The sequence below is a fragment of the Aequorivita viscosa genome (assembly GCF_900106795.1).
Lineage (GTDB): Bacteria > Bacteroidota > Bacteroidia > Flavobacteriales > Flavobacteriaceae > Aequorivita > Aequorivita viscosa.
Map to the genome: position 1 here is coordinate 113276 of NZ_FNNS01000004.1, position 25800 is coordinate 139075.

The window sequence follows — 25800 nt, forward strand, 5'->3', positions numbered from 1 at the left end:
TGCCTTATTCGCGTTTTAACGTATATTTATATTTAGTAAGGGGATAACCGATGAATAACTTTTTGGTTTTAAAACACGTTTCAATTGATTCAAAAATTTAAAAAACATATCAATCAACATTTCCCATTTTTGGATGGAAAGAAATTACTCATAGCCTGTAGTGGAGGATTGGACAGTGTCGTGTTGACTCACTTAATGAACAAACTTAATTTTGAAATTGCATTGGCTCATTGCAATTTTTCGTTACGAAATAAAGAGAGTGATGGCGACGAAATGTTTGTAATTGGCTTGGCAGAACAAATGAATATTCCGGTTTTCGCCGAAACATTTAACACGCATAAATTCGCAGACGAGCATAAGGTTTCTACTCAAATGGCAGCACGAACATTGCGATACGAATGGTTTGAACAAATCCTTGCCAATTTTAAATACGACCATTTGTTAACCGCGCACCATTTAGATGACGACTTGGAAACCTTTTTTATAAACCTGTCAAGAGGCACTGGAATAAACGGACTTACCGGAATTCCGTCAGTAAACGGAAATATAATTAGGCCATTGCTCGTTTTTTCACGTGAAGAAATCGTTACGTACGCCAAGAAAAACAACTTAAAATGGCGAGAAGACAGCAGCAATCAAAAAGCGGATTATCTTCGGAATAAACTCAGATTAGAAGTCCTTCCGCTTTTTAAGGAAACGCACGATTCACTGTTAAATAATTTCAAGACCACCCAAAATAATCTGCAGTCTTCAAAAAAATTAATTGAAGATTATATGGCTTTAATTTATAAGCTGGCAGTTTCAGAAGATGAAGATTTCTATAGAATTAATATTCAAAAATTAAAAGAACTTCCGAATACTAAAGACTTGCTTTATGAACTATTAAACGGTTTTGGTTTTACAGAATGGAATGATGTTTCGGCCTTGCTCAATGCTCAAACAGGAAAACAGCTTTTTTCAAAAACCCATCAACTTCTTAAAAATCGCGATGAACTTTTACTGTCGAAAATTGATTTTAATAGTCAAATGAAGGAATTTTTTGTTTCTGAAATCGGAATTGATTCACCTATAAAGTTGAAGATAGAACTAGCAGATTCCATGGATGAAACAACAAAAAACCTGATATATTTGGATTCTGAAAAATTAAACTTTCCTTTGAAAATTCGAAAGTGGCAAGAAGGAGATAGTTTTCATCCTTTTGGGCTAAACGGAAGGAAGAAATTGAGCAAATTCTTCAAAGATGAAAAAATGTCTATTTTGCAGAAAAATAAAACCTGGTTGCTGCTAAATGAAGATAAAATTGTTTGGGTAATAGGTCACCGAATGGACAATCGTTTTAGAGTAAATGAAGACACACAAAGTATAACTAAAATCACCTTTATAGGGCATTCACAATAAATTTACTGGATAAAAAAAAGAATCCCAGTCATGCGACCAGGATTCCTTAACAAACCTAACTTAGTAAACCTTATAATGCATTAAGATTATTTATTATCCCCACAAAAAATAATCTTTAAGACATCAATCCACTAATTCTATACTACAAATGTAGTGCTTATCTAGAATTGCGCTATACGTGTAAACACTTATTTTTAAGTGATCAAAATCATTTTAAGACAATTAAAATTGTCGTAATTTTGAAATATGAAGGATATAAATAAAGTCGCAGTACTCACTAGCGGTGGTGATGCTCCTGGAATGAATGCCGCTATACGAGCAGTTGTTCGCGCTTGTGCCTACAATGGTTTAAAATGTGTTGGCGTTTATCGAGGATTTGCAGGGCTAATTGAAGCCGATTTTAAAGATTTAGATGCTAGATCCGTAAAAAACTTGGTAAATCGTGGCGGGACTTTTTTAAAATCTGCGCGGTCAAAAGAATTTAGAACAGCCGAAGGTCGATTAAAAGCATTCCAAAACCTTAAAAAAGAAAGCATTGATGCCTTAGTGGTCATTGGGGGAGATGGTTCTTTTGCGGGAGCCTCAACTTTTGTTAAAGAATTTGGGTTTCCGGTTGTCGGTATTCCTGCAACTATCGACAACGATATTAATGGAACCGATTATACAATTGGCTACGATACCGCTTTAAATACGGTAGTTGAAGCTGTAGATAAAATTCGTGATACCGCAAACTCTCACAATCGGTTGTTCTTAGTCGAGGTTATGGGGCGTGATGCCGGCGATATTGCTCTAAATGCTGGTATTGGCGCAGGTGCCGAAGAAATATTGATCCCTGAACAAGACATGGGGCGAGAGCGTTTGTTAGAATCGTTAAGCCGAAGTAAAGAATCAGGTAAAACATCAAGCATAGTTGTAGTTTCCGAAGGTGACCAAATAGGTAAAAACATCTTTGACCTAGCGAGCTTTATAGAAACCAATTTAACCGAATACGAAGTTAGGGTTACGGTTTTAGGGCACATTCAGCGCGGTGGATCACCAAGTTGTTATGATCGCGTACTCGCAAGCCGTTTAGGTGTTGGCGCAATAGATGCCCTTCTTCGAGGTGAAAGCAGTGTGATGATGGGCATAGTTCACAATAAAGTAATTTCCGTTTCATTCTCCGAGGCAAACAAAGGCGATAATGATTTTGATCGAGACTTAATTCGAGTGGCCGATATTATTTCAATTTAAAGCAATAAACTCTAAACATTAGGACGAACTTTTAAGAAATGATGTTTTTAGGGTTTGGTACATTAACAATAAAAAACAATAAGATATAATGATAAAAGTAGCAATAAACGGTTTTGGCCGAATTGGACGATTAGCGTTCAGAATAGCAGCGCAACGAAAAGATATGGAAATAGTGGCGGTTAACGATTTGTTAGAAGTAGACCACCTTGCTTATCTGTTGCAATATGACTCCGTTCATGGAAAGTATCCAGGTAAAGTCGAAGTGAAAGACGGCTATTTAATGGTAGATGGTAAAAAAATAAGGGTCTCTGCGCAAAAAGACCCAGAATTATTAAAATGGGATGAAGTAGAAGCGAGCTTGGTTATCGATTGTACGGGAGTTTTTAAAGATGTAGATTCGGCCTCTGCGCATTTAAAAGCTGGAGCTAAAAAAGTTGTGCTTTCTGCACCGTCAAAAACAGCTCCAATGTACGTAATGGGCGTAAATCATACATCAATCAAACCTTCCGATACAATTATTTCGGCATCTTCGTGTACCACAAACTGTTTAGCGCCAATGGCAAAAATAATACACGACGAATATGGTATAGAAGAAGCTTTAATGACGACAGTTCATGCAGTTACTGCTTCACAATCTACAGTAGATCAACCATCAAAAAAGAATTATCGTATTGGTAGAAGTGCTTTAAACAATATTATTCCAACAACAACAGGCGCAGCAATTGCGGTTACAAAGGTAATTCCTGAACTTAAAGGAAAAATAACAGGAATGGCTTTTAGGGTTCCTACCGCTAATATTTCAGTAGTCGATTTAACCCTTCGCACCGAAAAAGCTACTTCTTATGAAGAAATTAAAGCACTTTTCAAAAAAGCTTCTGAAAATGAATATAAAGGAATTGTAAATTATACAGAAGACGCCGTAGTTTCACAGGATTTTATTTCCGATACACATATATGCACCTTTGATGCCAATGCTGGAATTGAACTTAATCAGAATTTTTTTAAGTTAGTAGGCTGGTACGATAATGAGTATGGGTATTCAGCAAAACTGGTTGATTTAGCTGCTTACTTCTCAAAAATGTAAAAATGACTTTAATTACTGATGGGGGATCAACAAAATGCGATTGGGTGCTGCTCGACGCAATGGGTGAGGTAATTTTCAAAACCACTACGCCTGGATTGAACCCCACAGTGGTTAATAAGGAGGAATTGCATTCACGAATTCTCCAAAACAAATCTTTAAAAGAGGTTTTTCATAAAATAAAAACACTCGATTTTTATGGTGCAGGTTGTGGAACTGTGACTCCAAGAAATATTCTAAAAATCGTTTTGAGCAGTTTATTTCCTTTTGCAGAAGTAACTGTTTCTGAAGATTTGGCCGCAGCAGTTTTTGCTGTAACCAATGAACCGGGAATAGTCTGTATTCTTGGCACGGGCAGTAATAGCTGTTATTTCGATGGCAAAGAAATTCACGCTCCAATTCCAGCTTTAGGGTATGCACTTATGGATGAGGCCAGCGGAAACTACTTCGGAAAAAGATTAATCCGGGATTATTATTACAATCGAATGCCTGCAAATATTGCGTCTGAATTTTCATTGCAGCATAATTTGAAAGCAGATAGCATTAAAATGAAACTTTATACCGAGCCAAATCCCACAGCATATTTAGCTTCTTTTGCGCAATTTATTTTCTCTCAAGAACAAATAAACCCATACTTTTACCAGTTGATTAAGGACGGAATTTTAAATTTCATGGAATGCCGAATTCTTAGTTTTGAAAATGCACATCAAGTGCCAGTTCATTTTATTGGTTCTATTGCTCATTTTTCCAAAGATATAATTGCAGACTGTTTTAAAGATAATAATTTAATCCTCGGAAATATAGTGCAGCGCCCAATAGACGGACTGGTTGAACATTATAAAAGAAATATTCTAGCTTAAAATCAAAATGTCTTTACCTTCGATTAATCCTACGAATACCGAATCTTGGAAGCTTTTACTTAACCATTACAAGGAAATAAAAAACCTTGCCGTGCAGGATGTTTTTACAAAAGAATCTAATCGTGCTTTAAACTTTACTGTAGAATGGCAGGATTTTTATTTGGATTATTCTAAAAACCGTTTGACTGGTGAAACTAGAAAACTGTTGCTAGATCTTGCAGAAGAGGTAAAGTTGAAAGAAGCTATCGAACAACAATTTGAAGGTAAAAAAATAAATGAAACAGAAGGCAGGGCAGTTCTTCACACCGCTCTTCGCGATTTTGACACTATGAAACCTGAAGTGAAATCGACACTTCACAAAATGAAACTTTTTTCCGAAGAAGTTATTGATGGTACTCACAAAGGCTTCACAGGAAAACCCATTACAGATATCGTAAATATTGGAATTGGAGGTAGTCATCTTGGACCCGATATGGTTGTTGATGCCCTTAAATTCTATGGTAATCATTTAAAAATTCATTTTATTGCCAACGTTGATGGCGACCATGTTTCTGAAACCTTAAAATCCCTAAATCCAGAGACAACTCTTTTCATTGTTGTTTCTAAAAGCTTTACCACACAAGAAACCCTTGTTAATGCTAAGGTTTTGAAGGATTGGTTTTTAACTAAAGCTGAACCCCAAGACGTTCAAAAGCATTTTGTTGCTGTTTCTGTAAATATTGCTGCAGCGGAAGCATTCGGTATATCAGAAAAGAATATTTTTCCAATGCAAGATTGGGTTGGGGGAAGGTTTTCACTTTGGAGTTCGGTAGGACTTTCGATATGCTGTGCCGTTGGGTATCAAAATTTCGAAGAACTATTACAAGGAGCTTTCGAAATGGATAAGCATTTCAAAAGTGCAGAATTTGATCAAAACCTACCTGTCATTCTTGCTTTGATTTCTGTTTGGTATAACAATTTTTTTGAGGCCGAAACCGAAGCTATTGTAGCCTATTCGCAATACCTAAATAAGTTAGTGCCATACCTTCAGCAAGCAATTATGGAAAGCAACGGTAAGAGTACTGACCGAAATGGCAATAAAATTAATTACCAAACAGGTACAATTGTTTGGGGTAATGTGGGAACAAATTCGCAACATGCTTATTTTCAGCTTTTGCATCAAGGAACGAAATTAATTCCTACAGATTTTATTGGTTTTTCGGAGTCCTTAAACGGAAATATTGGAAATCACAATATTTTAATGGCAAATTTCTTCGCACAAACCGAAGCACTTTGGGCAGGAACTTATAATCAAGATGTTCAAAATTCTTTCAAAACTTTTGATGGTTGTAAGCCAACCAATACACTTCTCATTAAAAAATTAACGCCCAAAAACCTCGGAAGTCTAATTGCTCTCTACGAACATAAGCTTTTTGCTCAAGGAATTATTTGGAATATTTTTAGCTACGACCAATGGGGCGTGGAACTTGGTAAAACGGTAGCAAAAGATACTTTAAGTGCCATTGAAAACAAGGATTCAGGCTTGATGGAAAATGAATCAACCCAAAACTTGATAAAGAAGTTTCTTGAGTAGATAGTGCAAAAGTTTCTAAGTTGAAATACTACTAGCAACCTATTGAAAATCCATAGTTCTTAACGCTGAACTTATATTTTAAAAATGCAACATCGTTTTTTATTTTGTTTATTTTTAATATGCAACTTTGGTATTTATGCCCAAACTGTAACTATAATCGATGAAGAAACCAATGTGCCCATTGAGTTGGTAACTTTAACTAGCGGGACAAAACTTTATACTACTACAAATAGTGAAGGGCAGGCAGACGTCTCAAAATTTAAAGATGCAGAAATCATCGAAATCCGAAGCCTTGGATACAAAACCATTGTCAAAAGTTTTCATGAATTGACAACCGATTCTTTCTTACTACTTCTAAAACCAAGCAATCTAAATCTGGATGAAGTAGTGATTTCTGCTTCAAAATGGAGAAGAAGTAGTGATGATGTGCCCGCGAAGGTCATTTCTATAAGTCCAAGAGAAGTTGCCATACAAAACACCCAAACCGCTGCCGATTTATTGGCGATTTCAGGGAAGGTATTTATTCAGAAAAGTCAGCAGGGCGGAGGTAGCCCAATGATTCGAGGGTTTTCCACTAGTCGATTGCTTTATTCAGTAGATGGTGTGCGGATGAATACCGCGATTTTCCGTTCGGGCAATTTGCAGAATGTTATCAGTCTAGATCCATTCGCTATAGAAAACACCGAAGTGGTCTTTGGCCCAGGTTCGGTGGTTTATGGTAGTGATGCCGTTGGTGGTGTGATGAGTTTCCAAACGCTAACACCCCAATTTTCATTGACCGATTCGCCTTTGATACGCGGGAAGGCAAACACGCGCTATTCTTCTGCAAACAATGAGAAAACTGGACATTTTGATGTGAATGTGGGCTTTAAAAAATGGAGTTTTTTAACAAGTATTAGTGCGTGGGATTACGACAACCTGCGTCAAGGAAGCCACGGCCTAGACGATTATATAAAAGATTATTACGTGCAGCGGCAAAATAACGTTGACGTGGTAATTACTCAAGAAGATGAATTACTGCAGATTCCTACGGCATATTCACAGCTTAACATGATGCAGAAAATTCGGTTTCAACCCAATGAAAAGTGGGATTTTCAATTCGGGTTTCATTATTCAGAAACTTCACCTTATGGGCGTTACGACAGACATCAACGTGTTAAAAATGGAACAGCCCGTTACGCCGAATGGGATTACGGCCCGCAAATTTGGATGATGAACAATCTAGGAATTGGTTATAATGAATCGAATTTTATTTTTGATCAGATGAACATTCGTTTAGCACACCAATGGTTTGAAGAAAGCCGAATAGACAGAGGTTTCAACCAACCAGACCGAAACATTTCTGAAGAAGAAGTAAGCGCATATTCAATAAATGCTGATTTCATAAAAGCAACGAGCAACAGGAATACAGTTTTCTACGGACTGGAATACGTTTTAAACGATGTTAAATCCGTTGGCGAAATAACCGATATTACAACAGGAATAACTGAAGCAGGGCCAGCGCGCTACCCAAAAAGCACTTGGCAATCAATAGCCGCCTATGTAACGGATGAATTCAAAATGACCGATCGGTTTACGTTAAGCGCGGGAGCTCGTTACAACCAAATTTTATTGGATTCTGAATTTGATACAACCTTTTATCCCTTTCCCTTTACTGAAGCAAAACTTAACAATGGTGCGTTAACGGGAAGTTTGGGATGTGTTTACCGTCCCAGTGGTTCTTGGGTTTTCAGCACCAATCTAGGCACCGCATTTCGCGCGCCCAATGTAGATGATGTAGGAAAAGTGTTCGATTCTGCCCCGGGACAAGTGGTAGTTCCCAATCCAGATCTTAAACCCGAATACGCTTACAATGTCGATTTAGGTGTTGCGAAGGTATTTGGAGATGTAGTGAAAATAGATATAACGGGTTATTATACGCATTTAAAAAATTCGATGTTGCGTCGCGACTATCAACTCAACGGTCAGGACAGCATTATGTTTCAAGGCGAAATGAGTAAGGTGCAAGCCATTCAGAATTCTGCGGTTGCCAATATTTATGGAGTGCAGTTTGGTCTTGAACTAAAATTGCCAAAAGGCTTTGGGTTTCATACCGACTTCAATTTCCAAAAGGGAGAAGAAGAACTTGAAAATGGCGAGACCAGTCGAATGCGTCACGCAGCACCATTTTTTGGCACCTCTCGTTTAAATTATAGAAAGGATAAGTTGAGTATGGAGTTCAATGTCGTATTCAATGGGAAAAAGGATTTTGAAGATATGCCTGATGGTGAAAAGAGTAAAAAGGAAATCTACGCCCTCGACGAAAACGGAAACATTTATTCCCCAGCATGGTACACGCTTAATTTTAAAAGTCTTTATAAACTGAGTAAAACGATTGATGTAAGTGGAGGAATCGAAAACCTAACCGATCAACGCTACCGACCTTTTGCTTCAGGTATTTCAGGGGCTGGAAGAAATTTTATCTTGGCATTAACTGCTCATTTTTAAAGGAGAGAAATTCTTCATATTATTATATTTCGTCCAAAGTCTTGTCACAGATAATCATAAATTTTTCAGACGTTATTCCTTGAAGTGTTTCCCATCAACTTCTTTTTAATAATTTTGCAGCTTTTTAAAAGGGATTTAAAAAAGTAGCAGTTTTCAGTGGCAGTTGGCAGTAGTTTTTTTTTTGATGCTCAGTCGTTAAGAGAATTAGTCTTACGTCCTATGTCCTAGCAGTCCTACGTCATAAAAAACACATATAACAACATGATTTCAATAGATAACCTAGTAGTAGAATTCAGTGGTGATACACTTTTTAGTGATGTCTCTTTCGTGGTAAACGAAAACGACAAAATCGCTTTAATGGGAAAGAATGGCGCAGGAAAAAGTACGATGATGAAGATAATCGCTGGCGTTCAAAAACCTACTCGTGGGAATGTACGTGCACCAAAAGATGCCGTAATTGCATACCTTCCCCAACATTTATTGACAGATGATGATTGTACTGTTTTTGAAGAAGCTTCTAAAGCTTTTAAGCAAATTTTTGAGATGCGTGACGAAATGGATCGCCTTAACAAAGAGCTGGAAACTAGAACCGATTACGAAAGTGATGCCTATATGAACATCATTACCAAAGTGGCAGAACTAGGTGAAAAGTATTATTCCCTTGAAGAAATAAACTACGAAGCTGAAGTAGAAAAGGCATTGCGCGGACTTGGCTTTAAAAGAAGTGATCTTCACAGACAAACCAATGAGTTTAGTGGTGGATGGCGCATGCGGATTGAATTGGCAAAATTGCTTCTTAAAAAACCTGATTTAATTTTGCTGGATGAACCAACAAACCACGTTGATATTGAATCGGTAATCTGGTTGGAAGATTTCTTGCTGAACAAAGCAAAAGCCGTAATCGTAATCTCGCACGACAGAGCTTTTATCGATAACATCACCAACCGAACCATTGAGGTAACAATGGGGCGTATATACGATTACAAAGCCAATTACAGTCACTATTTGCAATTGCGGGCCGATAGAAGAGCACACCAAATAAAAGCTTACGAAGAGCAGCATAAATTCATCGCTGAAACCCAACAGTTTATTGAGCGTTTTAAAGGAACTTATTCAAAGACCAACCAAGTAAACTCTCGCGAGCGAATGTTGGAAAAACTTCAAATCATTGAGATTGATGAAATAGACACTTCCGCCTTGGCACTTCGGTTTCCGCCAGCGCAACGTAGTGGCGATTATCCTGTTATTGCGGAAGGACTTACCAAGAAATACGGCGACCACGTGGTTTTTAACGATGCGAATATGAGTATCTCTCGCGGTCAGAAAGTTAGTTTTGTGGGACGAAATGGCGAAGGGAAATCAACAATGATTAAAGCCATAATGGGCGAAATTGATTTTGAGGGAACTTGCGCCTTGGGTCACAATGCCAAAGTAGGATATTTTGCCCAAAACCAAGCCGCACTTTTAGATAAAGACCTCACAGTTTTTCAAACGGTAGATGAGGTTGCCAAAGGCGAAATAAGAACACAGATAAAAAACATTCTCGGTCGTTTTATGTTTAGCGGCGATGATATTGATAAAAAAGTAGGTTTGCTTTCCGGTGGTGAAAAAACCCGTTTGGCAATGGTGAAATTGTTGTTGGAACCAGTAAATGTTTTGATTCTCGATGAGCCAACAAACCACTTAGATTTAAAATCGAAGGATGTTTTAAAAGAGGCGCTTCTTCAGTTTGACGGTACTTTAATTCTTGTTTCCCACGACCGTGACTTCCTTCAGGGACTTTCAGAAAAAGTATTTGAATTTAAAGACAAACGTGTTATTGAGCATTTTGAAACCATCGACGATTTTCTTCTTCGCAATAGAATTGAGAATTTGAAGGAGATTGACTTGAAGGCATAAGTTATAAGTGGAGGAGTTTAAAGTATGGGAATTGGTTGTTGAAAATTTAATTTCGGTATAATAATTGCTTTTTCTCTTCTTTTAAAATGATAGAATTATGAAAATACACACATTTTTATTGACTGCACTTTTTTGTTTTATTCTCGGAAACGTTTCGGCACAGGAAAAAGCCAAGAAATCACAAGAAACAGTCGAAACCGATATGGGTCGGGTCGAAAGTTTATTACAATCAAAAAACTTTGAATTTAAAGCTAGCACGGTAACTCCAGCAAACGGAACGCCTAAGAATTTAGTTGGAAGTGGCTATTCCGTTATCTTTTCTCCAGAAGAGGTTATTAGTAATCTTCCTTTTTACGGAAGAGCTTATAGCGGCATGAAATTAGGAAAAGATAAGGGCTTAAAATTTCAAGGAAAACCTGAAAATTTTAGCATCGAAAACGCAAAAGGATACCAAATAAGCACTACGGTAAATGATGACGAGGTTTATGAAATAGTACTTTCGGTTAGTAAATCGGGGTATGCTACACTTACTGTTACCAGCAATGCTCGAGGTACTATAAATTACCAGGGAGAAATTGCTAAGGTTTCTAGGTAAATTAAAACTGTATTTAAAAGAAGAACAGCGGTCTAAGTACAATACTTAGGCCGCTGTGTTTTTAAACAATTAGGAAGAAAATCTTCTGTTAGTCATTATCAACTCGTATAAATACTCCATCTAAAGTGAATTCAAGCTCTGTTTCATCGTTCAACTCAACTTGTTGGTGGTTGTCTTCTAACTCCCAGTTGGTTATAACATTATTAGGATAATTTTGAGCCACATAATCTAAGATTGCCGCAGGAATAACCGAATCAGGAAGTTGTGTGGTTCCGTCGATTTCAATAATTTGAAAAGTATTATTGAAGGTTAATTCAACGTTTTCACTTAAATACAATTCATAAGTAATCACATTTTCATCTGTTTCTTTAATTGCCCGTACAATCGTACTATTTGGAAAGTGGGTGGTAACGTAGGTTCTAATTTCAGTAGGTATTTCATTTTCTGTTAGCACCACTTCATTCTCGTCGCCATCGTTGTTATCTTCATCTACACGAATAAAAACTCCTTCTAGGGTGAATTCTAGTTCTAGCCCATTGTTAAGCTCTATTTCTTGATAATTGGTTTTTAATTCCCAATCGGTTATAAAGTTGGTTGCATAATTTTGAGCAACATAATCTAAAATTGCCTGTGGAATTACTGAGTTTGGAAGCTGTGTGTCTCCTTCAATTTCAATAATTTCAAAATCTGAATTGAATGTTAACTCAAAATTATCGCTTAAATACACTTCATAAGAAATAATATTGTCATCAGTTTCTTTAATAGCTCTTATAATGGAACTATCTGGAAAATGCGTTGTAATATATGTGCTTATTTCAGCAGGAATTTCACTAGCTGTTAGCACTATTTCGTTGTCATCATCATCGTCATTGTTATCGTCCATACGAATAAATATACCGTCTAACGTAAACTCAAGCTCAATTCCATTATCAAGTTCTACTTCCTGATAGCCGTCTTCTATTTCCCATTCGGTTATAAAATTATTGGGATAATTTTGAGACACATAATCTCGTATTGGTTGCGGAATAACCGAATCTGGGAGTTCAGTTTCAGCATCGATATCTGTTATGTCGAATTGGCTATTAAATTCTAAATTCAGGTTTCCGCTTAAAAATACGGTGTAGAAAGTTTCGTTTTGTACGGTGTTTTTTTCTGCGCTATTAATCGAATTTGAAGGGAAATGGTCGATAATGTAGCTTTTTATTTCTACAGGAATTTCTGCTTCGGTTAGCGTAGTTTCTTCAGTCATTGAATCTTCTTTACTACAAGAGACCAAAGTGAGTGAAAGTGTAAGGATTATGAATGCTAATTTTTTCATAGGTTAAGAATTATTGTGGTTTAAAAGGTTTAAATTAATTTTCCGTTTTTAGAAAAAGTTACATATCGTTCATCATTTCCTTTTTCTATTTCAACGCGATACGTTTCTATATTATTCTCTGTAATTTTCTCTACATCGTCAATTCGATACCCGTCAAATTGTTTCTTAACGGTATCTTTTACTGCTTGAGGAAGGTCTTTTTCAGAAATTTCTTCTGAGTATTTAATCAATTTTCCAGAAGCATCAAACCATGCTTCGTAATCTGTAAAGTATCCTATTTCAAAATCTACGTTGTAAAGTTCGCCTTCGCGTTCCCATTCTATATCACTAGCTTTGGGGAATTCCTTTTTAAAGGTATTTAGTATTACCGATGGCACTTGGTTTTCGGGCACGTCTTGTGCGAATAGTGAGGTGGTTCCGATAAGGACTGCTGTTAAAAATGTTATTGCTTTCATCTGTTTAATTTTAAATTATACAACAAATGTAAAGGGCAATTCTGGAAAGAATTTGGAATTTATTCCAAACTGATAATTTTTTTGAAATCTACAGTAAAACAGTGGTTGTTTTCTTTAAACTTATAAGAAATACCTAAACCATAAAAGTCGCAGATCGCCTTGCAAACCGCTAATCCTAATCCAGTACCTTGCGATTTGGAAGTGTTTTTGTGAAAGCGAACAAAGATGTTTTCTTCAACAAGCGGAACGTTATTGGCCGAATTACAAATTTCAAATCCGTCTTTTTCAAATTTCACAGTTATTCTTCCTCCGTTCGTATTATGAAAAATTGCGTTTTTAACTAAATTTGAAATTAGGATTAAAGCTAAAGAAGGATCTATCGTTACGTTTAAGTTGCTGTCTTCTTCAACCAATATTTGTATATTCTTGAAATCAGCAAAGTCTTCAAAATTGTCAATAATTTCTTTCGCTAATTTATTGATCGAGACGAGTTCTTGATTCGGAAACTGCTTATTTTCAATTTTCGCCAATAGTAATAACGATTTATTTAACTGCGTTAGTCGCTCTACCATTTTTATAACATTGGCTATGGTTTGTGCATCCTCCTCTTTCAGGTTTTCAGATTCTAAAAGCAATTCTAGCTTATTTATGATTATTGCCAAAGGTGTTTGAAGTTCATGCGATGCGTTTTCGGTGAATTGCTTTTGCGAAGAATAAGCTTCTTTTGAATGTTTAATTAAGGCATTCGAAGCTTTTTGCAATTCTAAAAATTCGGTTGTTTTTGTTGTTATGTCTATTGGATTATCGTCTTGATCTAGCCGATACGTTTTCAATCTATCTAATATTACATAAAACGGAGTCCAAACCCTGCGCAGGATAACGTTGTTTACAATAATGATGCTGCCTACCAAGATTAAGAACAACGTTACCACACTCCAAAATGAGTCTTCTACCAAATCGTCTTCTTCTACCAATGACGAAATAACTTTAATTCTGTAAAAATTTTTGTTATGCTGAAAAGCAGAATGTAAAATACGAACAGGCTCGAGGTCGTCTTCATTTAAACGATACATTAAAGTGTCTTTATAAACTTCTTTAATTAGTACCGCTTTCTCTTTTGATACTGGATGTATTTCAAAATTATTCCCTCCAAATTCCGATTGCTTTAGTAAAGTGGAATCTATCTTGGATTGGTGTATGAGTAATAGCTTGTTGTTTTCGAGTCCGTCGTCTATGCTATCCCTAATTTCGTCTTTTAAATTGTAATAGAATATCACCGACCAAATGCCGATAATGAAAAAGAAGGCACATGAAAGATAAATTAGGGAACGGTTTAGGAGTTTCATTTTTCAACTAATTTATAACCTACACCGTATACAGATTCGATGCTTATATCGGCTGTTGATTCTTGTAATTTTTTACGAAGGTTTTTTATTTGGTAGTAAATAAAATCGAAATCGTCGGCTTGATCTATTTGGTCGCCCCAAACGTATTCTGCCAAAGCGGTTTTGGTGATAAGTCGGTTTTTGTTGACTAAAAAATAATTGAGGACATCAAATTCTTTTCTGTTTAAATGTACGCTCTGTTGGTTAACGAAGAGTGTTCGTTCATCTATATCGAAAATTAAGTTGCCAATTTCGATGGTGTTTTTGCCATCCAAGTTTTTTCGGCGTAGTACTGCTTTAATTCGTGCATTTAGTTCGGCTATGTGAAAAGGTTTTGTGAGGTAATCATCGGCGCCCAGATCTAAGCCTTTTAGTTTGTCGTCTAATGAGTTTTTGGCCGATATGATAATCACATTTTCAGATTTATCCATAACCTTTAGTTTCGAGAGAATGTTCAAACCGCTACCATCTGGTAAAGTAATATCTAGCAAAATGCAATCGTATTCATACAAACCAATTTTTTCAATTGCATCGCCATAGTTCGCTGCAATTTCTACCACATACTGCTCTTTTTGGAGAGATGCTACCAACGTTTCTCGCAACTCTTTTTCGTCTTCAATTATTAAAATTTTCATGCTTTAAAAATATAAATCAACTTGGGAAAGATTTGGGAATTACTAAAAACCGATCGACAAAGTTTATATTCTAAAATTAACACTATCTAAACGTATAAATTATTAAACACTTAAACTTCATTAATCACAAAACCAACTCCTCGAAAAGCCGATTTAAAGTTGCGTCCAAGTCATCGCTAAATCCGTTGTGCGGACGCGATGTTTGAATAGAAGAACTTCGTTGCGCGGTTAACCATCTAAACCTGTCGGGAATTTCCCATTCAGAAACGGGGCCGCCATTCTTTGAACCAGTACAGATTTTGGTAAATGCTTTGAGGTTTTTTTCTATTTCTTCAGCTTCGAGTTCAGAAGAAAAATGGCTTAATTTTTCGGTGTTGATATGATATTTACAGTTTAAATATTTGGCGCCTTTACTGAATAATATAATGCCAACATTTAAAAACTCTTCACGTTCTACGCGTGGCACCAATCGGATTACGGCGTATTCATATAAGTGTTTTCCTGGCATCTTGAATCTGTTTTACGAAGTTGTTTGAACTATTTCTGCGCTTTACCAAAAATTGATAATATACTTCACGAATTTCGTCAGGCTTCATATCAGTGCCTTCCCATTCCATCCATTCGGCAGGGATGAGGTTGGTTATTTCCTTTAGTTTTTCATCGTGGAGAAGCGCAATCATTTCATCATTTATTTCTTCAATTAAAGAAGCTTGCGGCAATAAAACATGGTCTTTTATATACGGAAAAGAACTTACTGCTGCTTTTTCCCAATTGTCCCACGAATGGTGAAAATAGAAAGTTGCACCGTGATCGATTAGCCATAATTCCTTATGCCAGATAAGCATATTGGTGTTTTTCACCGTGCGGTCAATGTTTGTGGTGTAGGCATCTAACCATACAATTTTTGAAGCTAATTTTTCATCAACTTGAGTAACAACAGGGTCGAAAGTTAGGGCTCCCGAAAGAAAATGAAGTGCAAGGTTTAGGCCTTGGCTTCCTTTTAAAAGATCTTGAATTTCTTCGTCGCCTTCACTTTGGCCAAACGCTTTGTCGAGATTGGCAAAAACTAATTCAGGAATTTTTAATCCTAAAGTTCTCGCTATTTCTCCGCCTAATAATTCGGCAATTAGTGCTTTTACACCGTGTCCAGCCCCACGAAATTTTAAAACATATTTAAAATCGTCGTTCGCTTCTGCCAATGCGGGAAGAGATCCGCCTTCTCGTAGTGGAGTAATGTATCGCGTAACATTTACTGTGCGGAGTTCTATTTTGTTAGTTGTCATTGCTTAAAAGCTATTTGTTTGTAAAATTAGGGTTATTTGCCAATATGCAATCCTATTTAGAGCACATGTTTGATAGGCATACATTAGTGTCCGATTAAAATATTTCAAAATTCCGTTCAGCAAAAGCTGACAGGCACTAAAAGAATTTTTATTAAAGCGATAGCTTGCTACTAAGCTCGCCACTAAAATGTAACAACTAAAAAGTATACTTAATCCATTTAACTTAACTGTTAACCCATTAAGAAGCAAGTCTTATGTCCTACGTCTTTCAGCGAAGCGGTCTTCCATCTTAATCGGACACGACTAATAGGCATATAAACGGTTTAGCACTATATTTAAAACGTTTTAATTTGTAATTTGCGCAAGTTTAGAATATTTAAACTTTCAGTTATTGAATTTAACCATTGAAAACATACTGCTAGTTGGCTCGCTGTTGCTTTTTATAAGCATTGTAGCGGGAAAAACTTCGTACAAATTTGGCGTTCCTACATTAGTTCTTTTCTTGGGAATTGGAATGTTAGCTGGTGAAGATGGTATCGGAATTAGTTTTAACAATCCGCAAATTGCTCAATTAATTGGGGTGATTTCGTTAAATTTCATTTTGTTTTCTGGTGGCCTCGACACCGATTGGAAGTCTGTAAAACCTATAATGAAAGAAGGTTTCGCGCTTTCTACTATTGGGGTCTTTCTAACTGCAATAGGATTAGGTACTTTCGTTTATTACGTTACCGACTTTACAATTTATGAAAGTTTACTCTTAGGAAGTATTGTTTCTTCTACAGATGCTGCTGCGGTTTTCTCGATTCTTCGTGCGAAAAACCTTGCATTACGGGCAAATTTACGACCAACGCTAGAGTTAGAAAGCGGGAGTAACGACCCCATGGCGTATGTGCTCACTATTGCTTTTTTAGGATTGGTTATTAATCAAGATCAAGGAATAGCTTCCATGATTCCGTTGTTTTTGCAGCAAATGGTTCTTGGTACGATTGCGGGATTTGGATTTGGAAAATTAAGTAAGATAATTATCAATAAAATAAAATTAGACTTTGAAGGGCTTTACCCTGTGCTTGTTATAGCTTTGATGTTTATAACCTTTTCAGTCACCGATTTTGTGGGCGGAAACGGATTTTTAGCCATTTATATCTGTGCTGTCTTTTTGGGTAACCAGTATTTAATTCACAAGAAAACTATTTTAAAAATGTACGATGGGCTGGCCTGGCTAATGCAGATTGTACTTTTTCTAACTTTAGGCCTTTTGGTGTTTCCTTCACAAATTGTTCCTGTAATAGGTATTGGGTTGGTTATATCACTCTTCTTAATATTCGTCGCACGGCCAGTAGCGGTTTTTTTAAGTCTGATTCCGTTTAAAATGAAGTTGCGCAGACGGTTCTATATTTCGTGGGTTGGTTTGCGTGGCGCTGTTCCAATCGTATTTGCAACCTATCCGTTGTTAGCGGGAATAGATAAAGCAAATATGATATTTAATATTGTATTTTTTATATCGCTTACTTCTATTTTAATCCAAGGAACTACGCTCTCTGTTGTGGCAAAATGGTTAAACGTTAGTATTCCGAGTAGTGAAAAAATTCTTACTCCTTCAGAAAAATTTTTAGAAGAGCATCCAAAAACCGAGATGCGCGAAATAGGTATTGCCAGAGGAAGCAAGGTGGTAGGTCAACAGATTGTCGATTTAGAATTCCCAAAAACTGCAATAATCGCAATGATAAAAAGGGGCAATAAGTATATTGCACCCAACGGCAGCACTGTTATCGAAGCGGATGATTTACTCATAGTTCTTTCTGAAAATGAAAAAGGCATTAAAAAAGTCTTTAAAGCCTTAAATATTCGGGAGTTTTCTGCAGCGTAATTTTCTTCTTCTTTTAAGTTCATATTAAAGAAACTCACGTGCTTAAATAAACTCATTAAGGATTTAGTATTTCGAAATTGTGAATACCAGATTTGAAACTTTATTTCTGTTTCTTTTCGTTATTTTTGAACAAAAAGTAACAAAATGAAAATAGTTGTTTCTCCAGCAAAGACACTGGATTTAAAGTCTAAACTTCCTACCAGCCGTGCCACTCAACCCCAGTTTTTAAAGGAAGCTGAACTAATCAACAACAAACTAGAACGCAAAAGTAAAAAGGCGATTTCTGATTTGATGAGTATTAGTGATAAACTGGCAGAATTGAATTATCAGCGTTATAAGGAATTTAGCACGCCGTTTACTAAAGAAAATGCCCGCCCAGCGGTTTATGCTTTTGCTGGCGATGTTTATACTGGTTTGGATGCGTATACAATTCCTTCAGAAAAATTAGATTTTTTGCAGGATTCGTTACGCATACTTTCGGGAATGTATGGAATGCTACGACCATTAGATTTGATGCAGCCATACCGCTTGGAAATGGGCACGAAGCTGGCCGTTGACAGAAAGAAGGATTTGTATGCGTTTTGGAAAAAGACACTTACCGAAACCTTGAATGATGAATTGAAAGATGACGAACTTTTCTTAAACCTCGCTAGTGTAGAATATTTTAATGCTATTGATAAGAAAAAGTTGAAAGTTCCTGTGATAGCACCAGTTTTCAAGGATTTTAAAAATGGGAAACTGAAAATCATTTCATTTTTTGCAAAAAAAGCCCGCGGCAGCATGGCTCGTTTTGCGATAGATCAGGAGGTTAAGACCTTAGATGAGGTAAAAGCGTTTGATTATGATGGTTATAGGTTTAGTGAAGATTTTACAGAGAAAGAAAATGAGCCGGTTTTTATACGATAGTTTCCATCCAAACAAATAGGTAGCATTAAAAGTACTTTTTCAATATTGAGGTTTTGTCAGAAACTGTCAATATGAATCTCTAATAGTACTATTGTTAGTTTTATAAATGGCACTTGTTTTTTAGAAAACACTTTTAATAAAAAAAGGAATTAGTTTTTACGCTAATTCCTATTTTTAATAAAGCCATTCTGTGATTACTTGGCCATATCGACAAGCTCAAGTTCGAAAACTAACTCTGAATTTGGTGGGATTACACCAGGAATTCCTCTTGCTCCATACGCCAAATGAGCTGGAATGAATAAAGTGGCTTTATCACCAACTTTCATATTCAATAATCCTTCTCTAAAACCTGGAATAAGTTGTGCGTCTTTACTGTAGTCTGTTGGGATTGGAATGTATTGACCAGCAGCTTTTCTCATTTCGTCTACCATTTCGTACTTTTCGGCATTTTCAAAAATGTTTGAATCAAAAAGATGGCCATCAGTTAGGTAACCAGCATAGTTCATTAAAATTTTGTCGCCTTCTTGTGGTTGAACACCTTCACCTTTTTCAGTAAAAAATATTTTAAGTCCTGATGGTAAAGAATCTGCTTTTGTTCGAATAGCTTCAAGTTCTTTCGCTTTCTTATCAGCTACTTTATTGATGCGCTCTTCCTTTTCTTTCTTTTCTTTTTCAATCTTTCCCATCTCTTCCGTGAAATAAGGAACCTTTACTTTTCCTTTATTAATTATATTCACTTTTTCGATAATGATTGGTTCTTTTGGCTTGTCACCTGGCTTTTCTGTTTCTACAATTCCAATTGAATCAACTACGCTTTGTCCTTCAATTACTTCACCAAAAATAGTGTGTCGTCCATTTAACCAAGGTGTTTCTTTTAACGTTACGAAAAATTGGCTTCCATTGGTTCCTGGGCCAGCGTTCGCCATTGCCAAAAGTCCTTTTCTATCAAATTGAATAGAATCTACAATTTCATCAGGAAATTTGTAACCTGGGTTTCCAGAACCGTCTCCTTTTGGGTCACCACCCTGAATCATAAAATCTTTAATTACACGGTGGAATACAAGACCGTCATAGAAGCGTTTTCCTTTGTAAGTAGAATCTACCATTCCATTTGTTCCTTGGGCTAGAGCCACAAAATTTGAAACAGTTAAAGGTGCAGTATCGTTATAAAGCTTGGCCATAAACGTGCCTTTATTTGTTATAAACTCTGCATAAACACCGTCTTCGAGATCTGGATATTTTTCTTGACAAGATGCAAATGCAAGCGTTAGAAATAAAACAAAAAATGTTAGTTTTTTCATATGTTTTTAGTTTTTAGAGGAAGACTGGCTTAAAACCAGATTATGCAAGGCCCCTGCACTTCCTTGATTTAGTTGGAATTAGGTTATTGGGCACTTATTTATTTTTCATTTATATATTGAATGGAACGTAAGGTAATGGTGCTTTGTACAGGGATGTTGGTCCCTAGTTTTCCTTCAATTCCGTAGTATCCATACGCTTTATAGGAAGGTAGTAGTAAGGTTACCACTTCTCCTTCGTTCATCAGTTTTATACCATCTCTAACACCAGAAATAAGTTCCTGATTACTTTGGTCTATTTTGTAGCGTTGAAGACCATTTTCTTTTTCGGTTAAAATGCTGTTTCCGTTTAAATCTTTAATGCTATAGGTAAACTCAACCAAATCTCCTGTTTTAGGCTTTGGAGCTTGGGTTGTGTCGCGTTTGTTATAGTAATACCAAAATCCGTTTTCGGAAGAATAATACGTTTTTGAAGTGTCTATTGCAATTATGTTTTCAATGTATTTTTTTTCTGCCTCGTAAATTTCTTTGTTTCGTTGTGCCGATTCCTTTATGAAGGTTCCGCTTTGACTTTGCACTGGTCGACGAGCCTCAGGGCTTTTGCACGAAACAATGAGGAGCGAGAAAAAAGTAATGTAAAACAGCTTATGAAGCATGTGTAAGTTCATCTTTATAACGTGGCAAGATACTAATAAATTCAGTTACGGTTTTGTTAAGGGATTGCGAACTTTTTCCGCCGGCTGCATTGTTGTGACCTCCACCGCTGTAATGGTTGCGAGCAAAGTGGTTCACAGAAAAATCGCCTTTACTTCTTAGCGACATTTTGACTATGTTTTCGTGCTTGTTTTCTATAAAAATAACTGCAAAAACAACCCCACTTACAGAAAGCGCATAATTAACAAACCCTTCTGTGTCGCCTTTCTTAAAATTATGTTCATCCAATTCTTTTTGAGACAAGGTAATGTATGCGGTGTTATAATCTGGAAGAATATTTAAATTGTTAAGAGCAACTCCAAGCAGTTTTAATCTTTCTGCACTGTTAGTATCGAATACGTTTTGATGAATGGTTGCGCTTTCGGCGCCAGCTTCAATTAATCTAGCAACTATACGGTGCGTTGTTGGAGTAGTGGAAGGAAATCGAAATGAGCCAGTATCGGTCATTATTCCTGTATATAAATTAGTAGCTATTTCTTTTGAAAGCATTTCGCTCTTACCAATAGCTTCAATAAAATGAAATACCATTTCGGCCGTGGAACTCATCGAAACATCGCTGTAAGTTGCAACTGCATAGGCTGCAGGTTGCTGGTGATGATCAATCATTACAAATTGAGCTTTACTGTTCTCCAATGGTTTCTGTAAATCGCCAACTCGGTCTAAACTGTTAAAGTCTAGGGTGAAAATTAGGTCAGTTTGCTCAAGGATATCAAGACTTTTTTGAGTCTCTTTTTCGTATATGATAATATCATCTACTCCAGGCATCCACTTCAAAAAATCAGGGAAGTCATTCGGCATTAAAACAGTGGCTTTGTGGCCTAAACTGTTTAACAGAAAAGAGAGCCCTAAACAAGAACCAATTGCATCGCCATCAGGATTTTTATGACCTACGACCACAATATTTTGAGGTTTGACAAGCAATTCTTTTACTATTTGAGTGGTTTTTTTATCCATAAGTGGGCGAAGATACAATAAACGCATTTAAACTTAAAAAATAATGTAGCTTAGTAATTGTTTAAGGTTAAGTGTGTCTGACTGGGTTGAGAATCTATATTTTTTGATTGATTAACTTTAATTTGGAATGATTTTGTAAAACTTATTGTTGAATTCTTGATTTACAGACCGAATTTAAACTTTTAATAATGTGTGTCTTTTACATTTCAAATAGTTATTTTTGCCGAAATTTTAAAAATACAATGAGAACAGACAGAACATTCACAATGTTGAAACCCGATGCAGTCGAAAAAGGACACATTGGTGCAATACTTGAAAAAATTAACGCTTCAGGGTTTAGAATCGTGGCCATGAAATTAACTCACATGACTACTGCTGACGCAAAAGAATTCTATGCCGTACATAGCGAACGTCCATTTTATGGCGAATTAGTTGAATATATGACTCGCGGGCCAATTGTTGCCGCTATTCTTGAAAAGGAAAATGCAGTTGAAGATTTCCGTACCCTTATTGGGGCTACAAATCCTGCAGATGCAGCAGAAGGAACAATTCGTAAATTATATGCAGCTTCTATAGGTGAAAATGCTGTTCACGGAAGTGATAGTGATGAAAACGCAGCTATTGAAGGTGCTTTTCATTTTGCGGGTCGCGAGATGTTTTAAGCGCTTCAAAACTATTATAAATATAAAACGCCTTCCGTTTGGAGGGCGTTTTTATGTTTATGTTAATCGTGTATGTTAGCGTAATACTAATTTTTTTATAAGCTCTTTTTTGAGTTCTTCGTTAAGGAGTTTGATTATTTTTTCTGTTCCGTAACTAAGTTCTTCCCTTAATACTGAAGACGATAGTTGAACAAACAACGTTTCTCTGTCTAGTTTTAGATCTGTAGTGTATTTTGAAATTGCAGGACCCATTACTTTATCCCAAGCTTCTTTGGCATTTACCTTGTCGAGGCCCTTTTCTAAGCGATTCTTCTCGATAAATTCCTTAAGCGCATCACCTATTGATATGTTTTCGGCGTGTCGTTTTGCCATTTTATAAAAGAGTTTGTAAATTACTGAATTGTTGGAATTATGTGTTTATTCGTCTTAACACAAGAAGTTTACTGTTGTCAATTCACTAAATCAAATTTCTTAAACTTTCTGTAAGTGTAAACTAGGTCTTGTCTGTTTTTCACAATCAATGTACTGTCTTTTGATTCTAGTATGGTTTCTGTCCATTCGTCGTATGGAGTTTTGTAATGCATTCGCAAGCTGTCATCCTCAATTTTTAATATGAAGTTTTCTGAAACTCCGTTTGTAGTAAAGGAACCGTCTAGTTTTGGTGATACTTTAGTGCGAACACCACTGTCTGCTTTTACTTCAATATGATCAACGATTGTATTCACACCGAATTGTTTTTTGGATCCGTCAGGCATTTCAACGGCTTTAATTTCCCAATATCCCTCGAGGTTTTGTTTTTGAGCCTCTGGGTTGGGTTTTGAACATGAGAAAGCAATAAGTAATAATAGGCTAGAAGCAATTCTAAAGTACATCGTTTTACTTTTTGGGTTATAACGAGATTTAACTGAACAATATCATTGTAGAGCTAATCTTAATTTGTCTTTCAAAATTAAGAAACTAATCGGTATTTATCATCCAAAATCAGGCTCTTTATTCTTCTGCTTTTGCTGATAATTCAAACCATCGTTCTGTTTTCTCTTCAATGGCGTCAATTATTTCTTGTAATTTTATTGACTGTTTGTCAATTTCGGGGCCATCCCAGTTTTCTGTTGCAAATTTATTTTGTAGCGCTTCCCGTTTTTCTTCGAGGTTAGCAATTTCTTTTTCAATTTTATTGTATTCCTTCTGCTCGTTGTAGGTTAATTTTGCTTTCGGTTTTTCTTCTTTCCAATCATTTTTAGTTTTAGAACCAATTTCAACCTCTTTCTTTTCTGTGGGTTGACTGTCCTCATAGATTCTAAAGTCGCTGTAATTTCCTGGAAAATCTTCTATCTCCGCATTTCCCCTAAAAACAAATAAATGGTCCACGATTTTGTCCATAAAATACCTGTCGTGCGAAACAACCAGTAGACAGCCAGGAAAGTCTAGGAGAAAACTTTCTAGAACATTGAGTGTTACAATATCGAGGTCGTTTGTGGGCTCATCAAGTATCAAGAAATTTGGATTCTTGATTAAAACAGTGCATAAGTATAGTCGTTTACGTTCTCCTCCACTCAGTTTTTCTACAAAATCGTATTGTTTTTTTCGGTCGAAAAGAAAGCGTTCTAAAAGTTGACTGGCGGAAATTTGCTTGCCTTTTTTCAGAGGTATGTATTCACCGTGCTCACGAATTACATCAATTACTTTTTGTCCTTCCTTGATATTTATTCCTGCTTGGGTGTAGTATCCAAATTGTACGGTTTCTCCAATTACAACTTTTCCTGAATCAGGCTGAATAGCACCAGTAATAATATTTAGAAATGTAGATTTTCCTGTACTGTTTTTACCTATAATACCAATGCGTTCTCCACGATTAAAATGGTATTCAAATTTGTCAAGTAGTTTTTTGTCGCCGAAAGATTTAGAAACGTTATGCAATTCAACCACTTTAGTGCCCATACGCTCCATGTTTAGTTCTAATTGTACTTCATGGTCAATTCTGCGTTTGCTGGCGCGATCTTTTATTTCGTGGAAGTCGTCAATTCGACTTTTACTCTTAGTGGTCCTTGCTTTTGGTTGTCGGCGCATCCAGTCCAATTCTTTTTTGAAAAGGTGTTTCGCTTTTGCAGTTTCTGTGGCTTCATTTTCAATTCGGGCATCGCGCTTTTCCAGGTAGTAGCTATAATTTCCTTTGTAATTATAAAGTTGGCCTTCATCTAGCTCTACAATTTCATTACAGACCCGCTCTAGAAAGTAACGGTCGTGAGTAACCATAAATAAGGTAAAGTTTTCTTTCGCAAATAGATTTTCCAGCCATTCAATCATTTCAAGATCCAAATGGTTGGTGGGCTCATCCATTATTAATAGGTCTGGAGTTGTTAGGATGGCATTTGCTAATGCCAAGCGTTTTTTTTGCCCGCCACTTAAGCTAGAAACCTTGGCGTCAAAATCTTCAAGTTTTAGTTTAAAAAGTATTTGTTTGTATTTTGTTTCGAAATCCCAGGCGTCGTGTGCATCCATAGCATCAAATGCTTTTTGATACGCTTCGCTATCATCAGGGTTTTCGAGTGTCTTTTCGTAAGTTTCTATTACATTGAGAATTGGGTTGTCTGCAGAAAAAATTGCTTGTTCGACAGATAATTGAGCGTCTAAATTGGGTTCTTGAGGGAGATAGGCAACTTTTAATCCTTTGCGAAAAGTTACGTTGCCAGAATCGGGAAGGTCATTTCCAGCAATTATGTTTAGAAGCGAAGTTTTGCCAGTCCCGTTTTTAGCAACAAAACCTATTTTTTGCCCTTCGTTAATTCCGAAGGATATACCTTCAAAAAGCACTCGCATTCCAAAGGATTTCGATATATTTTCTACTGAAAGATAATTCACAATTGTTTTTTTTGTAAAAGTAAGCGAATATAGTTAATGGATAGGTGTTCTATCAAAAAGGAATTTTTAAAGCAAGCATGTTATTTCTAAAACCAGAATATGATTAAATGGTGTTTTATAAAAAATAAGGCCTCGGTTTCTAATTACGTGTTTTTGCTAATTGTTTAATCTGCGTTTGGGTTTTAACGACTACATAGGGTTACAAAACTTATGTAGGTTTCTAACAAATAGTGTTCTATATTTTTTTTAAAGGTTATTTGAACGAATAATGATGTTGGTTTTGAAGCCTTATGTATAAAGTCAAAAATATATTTCATTATTAAGTAGGTTACTTTATATTT

The 25800-nt window shown here is 36.3% G+C and carries 23 protein-coding genes; 11 read left to right on the plus strand and 12 right to left on the minus strand.

The window, feature by feature from the left end; translation table 11 throughout:
- Positions 1-84: 84 nt before the first annotated feature.
- From tilS to BLW28_RS03350, 8 genes are all read left to right on the plus strand, one after another.
- Positions 85-1398, plus strand: coding sequence for a tRNA lysidine(34) synthetase TilS (tilS, locus tag BLW28_RS03315; RefSeq protein ID WP_073214338.1), 1314 nt, complete (start codon positions 85-87; stop codon positions 1396-1398).
- 246 nt (positions 1399-1644) lie between these two features.
- The gene (gene pfkA, locus BLW28_RS03320) at positions 1645-2628 is read left to right on the plus strand and encodes a 6-phosphofructokinase (RefSeq protein WP_073214341.1); all 984 of its coding nucleotides are present in this window, start codon (positions 1645-1647) and stop codon (positions 2626-2628) included.
- An 88-nt stretch (positions 2629-2716) separates the two neighbouring features.
- The gene (gene gap, locus BLW28_RS03325) at positions 2717-3712 is read left to right on the plus strand and encodes a type I glyceraldehyde-3-phosphate dehydrogenase (RefSeq protein ID WP_073214344.1); all 996 of its coding nucleotides are present in this window, start codon (positions 2717-2719) and stop codon (positions 3710-3712) included.
- Between the two features lie 2 nt (positions 3713-3714).
- On the plus strand, positions 3715-4569 hold the full coding sequence (locus BLW28_RS03330; RefSeq protein WP_073214348.1) for an N-acetylglucosamine kinase: 855 nt from the start codon (positions 3715-3717) through the stop codon (positions 4567-4569).
- Between the two features lie 7 nt (positions 4570-4576).
- The gene (pgi, locus tag BLW28_RS03335) at positions 4577-6142 is read left to right on the plus strand and encodes a glucose-6-phosphate isomerase (RefSeq protein WP_073214351.1); all 1566 of its coding nucleotides are present in this window, start codon (positions 4577-4579) and stop codon (positions 6140-6142) included.
- 84 nt (positions 6143-6226) lie between these two features.
- Positions 6227-8629, plus strand: a complete 2403-nt coding sequence (locus BLW28_RS03340; RefSeq protein WP_073214354.1) for a TonB-dependent receptor — start codon at positions 6227-6229, stop codon at positions 8627-8629.
- Between the two features lie 261 nt (positions 8630-8890).
- The gene (locus tag BLW28_RS03345) at positions 8891-10528 is read left to right on the plus strand and encodes an ABC-F family ATP-binding cassette domain-containing protein (RefSeq protein ID WP_073214357.1); all 1638 of its coding nucleotides are present in this window, start codon (positions 8891-8893) and stop codon (positions 10526-10528) included.
- 97 nt (positions 10529-10625) lie between these two features.
- On the plus strand, positions 10626-11123 hold the full coding sequence (locus BLW28_RS03350; RefSeq protein ID WP_073214360.1) for a DUF4251 domain-containing protein: 498 nt from the start codon (positions 10626-10628) through the stop codon (positions 11121-11123).
- An 88-nt stretch (positions 11124-11211) separates the two neighbouring features.
- On the opposite strand, the gene BLW28_RS03355 is transcribed toward BLW28_RS03350, so the two are convergent.
- The 6 genes from BLW28_RS03355 to BLW28_RS03380 form a co-directional block, all read right to left on the minus strand.
- Positions 11212-12441 (minus strand): PepSY-like domain-containing protein, encoded by a 1230-nt coding sequence (locus tag BLW28_RS03355; RefSeq protein ID WP_073214362.1) that lies wholly within the window; start codon positions 12439-12441, stop codon positions 11212-11214.
- Positions 12442-12470: 29 nt separating this feature from the next.
- Entirely contained in the window at positions 12471-12896 is a 426-nt protein-coding gene (locus tag BLW28_RS03360) for a PepSY-like domain-containing protein (protein WP_073214365.1), read from the minus strand.
- A 59-nt stretch (positions 12897-12955) separates the two neighbouring features.
- On the minus strand, positions 12956-14242 hold the full coding sequence (locus tag BLW28_RS03365; RefSeq protein ID WP_073214368.1) for a sensor histidine kinase: 1287 nt from the start codon (positions 14240-14242) through the stop codon (positions 12956-12958).
- Positions 14239-14916 carry a response regulator transcription factor gene (locus BLW28_RS03370; RefSeq protein WP_073214371.1) on the minus strand — a complete coding sequence of 226 codons (678 nt, stop codon included), beginning with the start codon at positions 14914-14916 and terminating at the stop codon, positions 14239-14241. The genes BLW28_RS03365 and BLW28_RS03370 overlap by 4 nt, the downstream gene beginning before the upstream one ends.
- 124 nt (positions 14917-15040) lie before the next feature.
- Positions 15041-15424, minus strand: a complete 384-nt coding sequence (locus tag BLW28_RS03375) for a DUF3037 domain-containing protein (protein WP_073214374.1) — start codon at positions 15422-15424, stop codon at positions 15041-15043.
- A complete protein-coding gene (locus tag BLW28_RS03380) occupies positions 15402-16199 on the minus strand; it encodes a HipA family kinase (RefSeq protein WP_073214378.1) in 798 nt (265 codons plus the stop codon). Before BLW28_RS03380 ends, BLW28_RS03375 begins: the two co-directional genes overlap by 23 nt.
- Positions 16200-16590: 391 nt before the next feature.
- Between BLW28_RS03380 and BLW28_RS03385 the strand changes: the two genes are divergently transcribed.
- A complete protein-coding gene (locus BLW28_RS03385) occupies positions 16591-18066 on the plus strand; it encodes a potassium/proton antiporter (RefSeq protein WP_073214381.1) in 1476 nt (491 codons plus the stop codon).
- A gap of 144 nt (positions 18067-18210) precedes the next feature.
- Positions 18211-18972: a peroxide stress protein YaaA gene (gene yaaA, locus BLW28_RS03390; RefSeq protein ID WP_073214384.1), complete on the plus strand. Its 762-nt coding sequence runs from the start codon at positions 18211-18213 to the stop codon at positions 18970-18972.
- Between the two features lie 194 nt (positions 18973-19166).
- On the opposite strand, the gene BLW28_RS03395 is transcribed toward yaaA, so the two are convergent.
- From BLW28_RS03395 to BLW28_RS03405, 3 genes are all read right to left on the minus strand, one after another.
- The gene (locus tag BLW28_RS03395) at positions 19167-20273 is read right to left on the minus strand and encodes a peptidylprolyl isomerase (RefSeq protein WP_073214387.1); all 1107 of its coding nucleotides are present in this window, start codon (positions 20271-20273) and stop codon (positions 19167-19169) included.
- 98 nt (positions 20274-20371) lie between these two features.
- Entirely contained in the window at positions 20372-20938 is a 567-nt protein-coding gene (gldI, locus tag BLW28_RS03400) for a gliding motility-associated peptidyl-prolyl isomerase GldI (protein ID WP_234946428.1), read from the minus strand.
- Positions 20916-21938 (minus strand): DHH family phosphoesterase, encoded by a 1023-nt coding sequence (locus BLW28_RS03405; protein WP_073214390.1) that lies wholly within the window; start codon positions 21936-21938, stop codon positions 20916-20918. Before BLW28_RS03405 ends, gldI begins: the two co-directional genes overlap by 23 nt.
- Before the next feature lie 242 nt (positions 21939-22180).
- On the opposite strand from BLW28_RS03405, the gene BLW28_RS03410 reads away from it, so the two are divergent.
- Complete coding sequence (locus BLW28_RS03410; RefSeq protein WP_073214393.1) at positions 22181-22600, plus strand: nucleoside-diphosphate kinase; 420 nt, start codon at positions 22181-22183, stop codon at positions 22598-22600.
- Positions 22601-22675: 75 nt separating this feature from the next.
- Here the strand turns inward: BLW28_RS03410 and BLW28_RS03415 are convergent, their stop codons facing one another.
- From BLW28_RS03415 to BLW28_RS03425, 3 genes are all read right to left on the minus strand, one after another.
- Positions 22676-22972 (minus strand): DciA family protein, encoded by a 297-nt coding sequence (locus BLW28_RS03415; RefSeq protein WP_073214397.1) that lies wholly within the window; start codon positions 22970-22972, stop codon positions 22676-22678.
- Positions 22973-23049: 77 nt separating this feature from the next.
- Positions 23050-23472, minus strand: a complete 423-nt coding sequence (locus BLW28_RS03420) for a lipocalin family protein (protein WP_073214402.1) — start codon at positions 23470-23472, stop codon at positions 23050-23052.
- A gap of 118 nt (positions 23473-23590) precedes the next feature.
- Positions 23591-25459, minus strand: coding sequence for an ABC-F family ATP-binding cassette domain-containing protein (locus BLW28_RS03425; RefSeq protein ID WP_073214406.1), 1869 nt, complete (start codon positions 25457-25459; stop codon positions 23591-23593).
- Between the last annotated feature and the right edge of the window lie 341 nt (positions 25460-25800).

Coding starts and splice junctions, on each gene's coding strand:
- yaaA (WP_073214384.1), top strand. CDS start 18,211: ATGAAAATAGTTGTTTCTCCAGCAAAGACACTGGATTTAAAGTCTAAA.
- BLW28_RS03340 (WP_073214354.1), top strand. CDS start 6,227: ATGCAACATCGTTTTTTATTTTGTTTATTTTTAATATGCAACTTTGGT.
- BLW28_RS03370 (WP_073214371.1), bottom strand. CDS start 14,916: ATGAAAATTTTAATAATTGAAGACGAAAAAGAGTTGCGAGAAACGTTG.
- BLW28_RS03355 (WP_073214362.1), bottom strand. CDS start 12,441: ATGAAAAAATTAGCATTCATAATCCTTACACTTTCACTCACTTTGGTC.
- pgi (WP_073214351.1), top strand. CDS start 4,577: ATGTCTTTACCTTCGATTAATCCTACGAATACCGAATCTTGGAAGCTT.
- BLW28_RS03345 (WP_073214357.1), top strand. CDS start 8,891: ATGATTTCAATAGATAACCTAGTAGTAGAATTCAGTGGTGATACACTT.
- gap (WP_073214344.1), top strand. CDS start 2,717: ATGATAAAAGTAGCAATAAACGGTTTTGGCCGAATTGGACGATTAGCG.
- gldI (WP_234946428.1), bottom strand. CDS start 20,938: ATGAACTTACACATGCTTCATAAGCTGTTTTACATTACTTTTTTCTCG.
- BLW28_RS03420 (WP_073214402.1), bottom strand. CDS start 23,472: ATGTACTTTAGAATTGCTTCTAGCCTATTATTACTTATTGCTTTCTCA.
- BLW28_RS03375 (WP_073214374.1), bottom strand. CDS start 15,424: ATGCCAGGAAAACACTTATATGAATACGCCGTAATCCGATTGGTGCCA.
- BLW28_RS03415 (WP_073214397.1), bottom strand. CDS start 22,972: ATGGCAAAACGACACGCCGAAAACATATCAATAGGTGATGCGCTTAAG.
- pfkA (WP_073214341.1), top strand. CDS start 1,645: ATGAAGGATATAAATAAAGTCGCAGTACTCACTAGCGGTGGTGATGCT.
- BLW28_RS03405 (WP_073214390.1), bottom strand. CDS start 21,938: ATGGATAAAAAAACCACTCAAATAGTAAAAGAATTGCTTGTCAAACCT.
- BLW28_RS03350 (WP_073214360.1), top strand. CDS start 10,626: ATGAAAATACACACATTTTTATTGACTGCACTTTTTTGTTTTATTCTC.
- BLW28_RS03330 (WP_073214348.1), top strand. CDS start 3,715: ATGACTTTAATTACTGATGGGGGATCAACAAAATGCGATTGGGTGCTG.
- BLW28_RS03395 (WP_073214387.1), bottom strand. CDS start 20,273: ATGAAAAAACTAACATTTTTTGTTTTATTTCTAACGCTTGCATTTGCA.
- BLW28_RS03365 (WP_073214368.1), bottom strand. CDS start 14,242: ATGAAACTCCTAAACCGTTCCCTAATTTATCTTTCATGTGCCTTCTTT.
- BLW28_RS03360 (WP_073214365.1), bottom strand. CDS start 12,896: ATGAAAGCAATAACATTTTTAACAGCAGTCCTTATCGGAACCACCTCA.
- BLW28_RS03380 (WP_073214378.1), bottom strand. CDS start 16,199: ATGACAACTAACAAAATAGAACTCCGCACAGTAAATGTTACGCGATAC.
- BLW28_RS03410 (WP_073214393.1), top strand. CDS start 22,181: ATGAGAACAGACAGAACATTCACAATGTTGAAACCCGATGCAGTCGAA.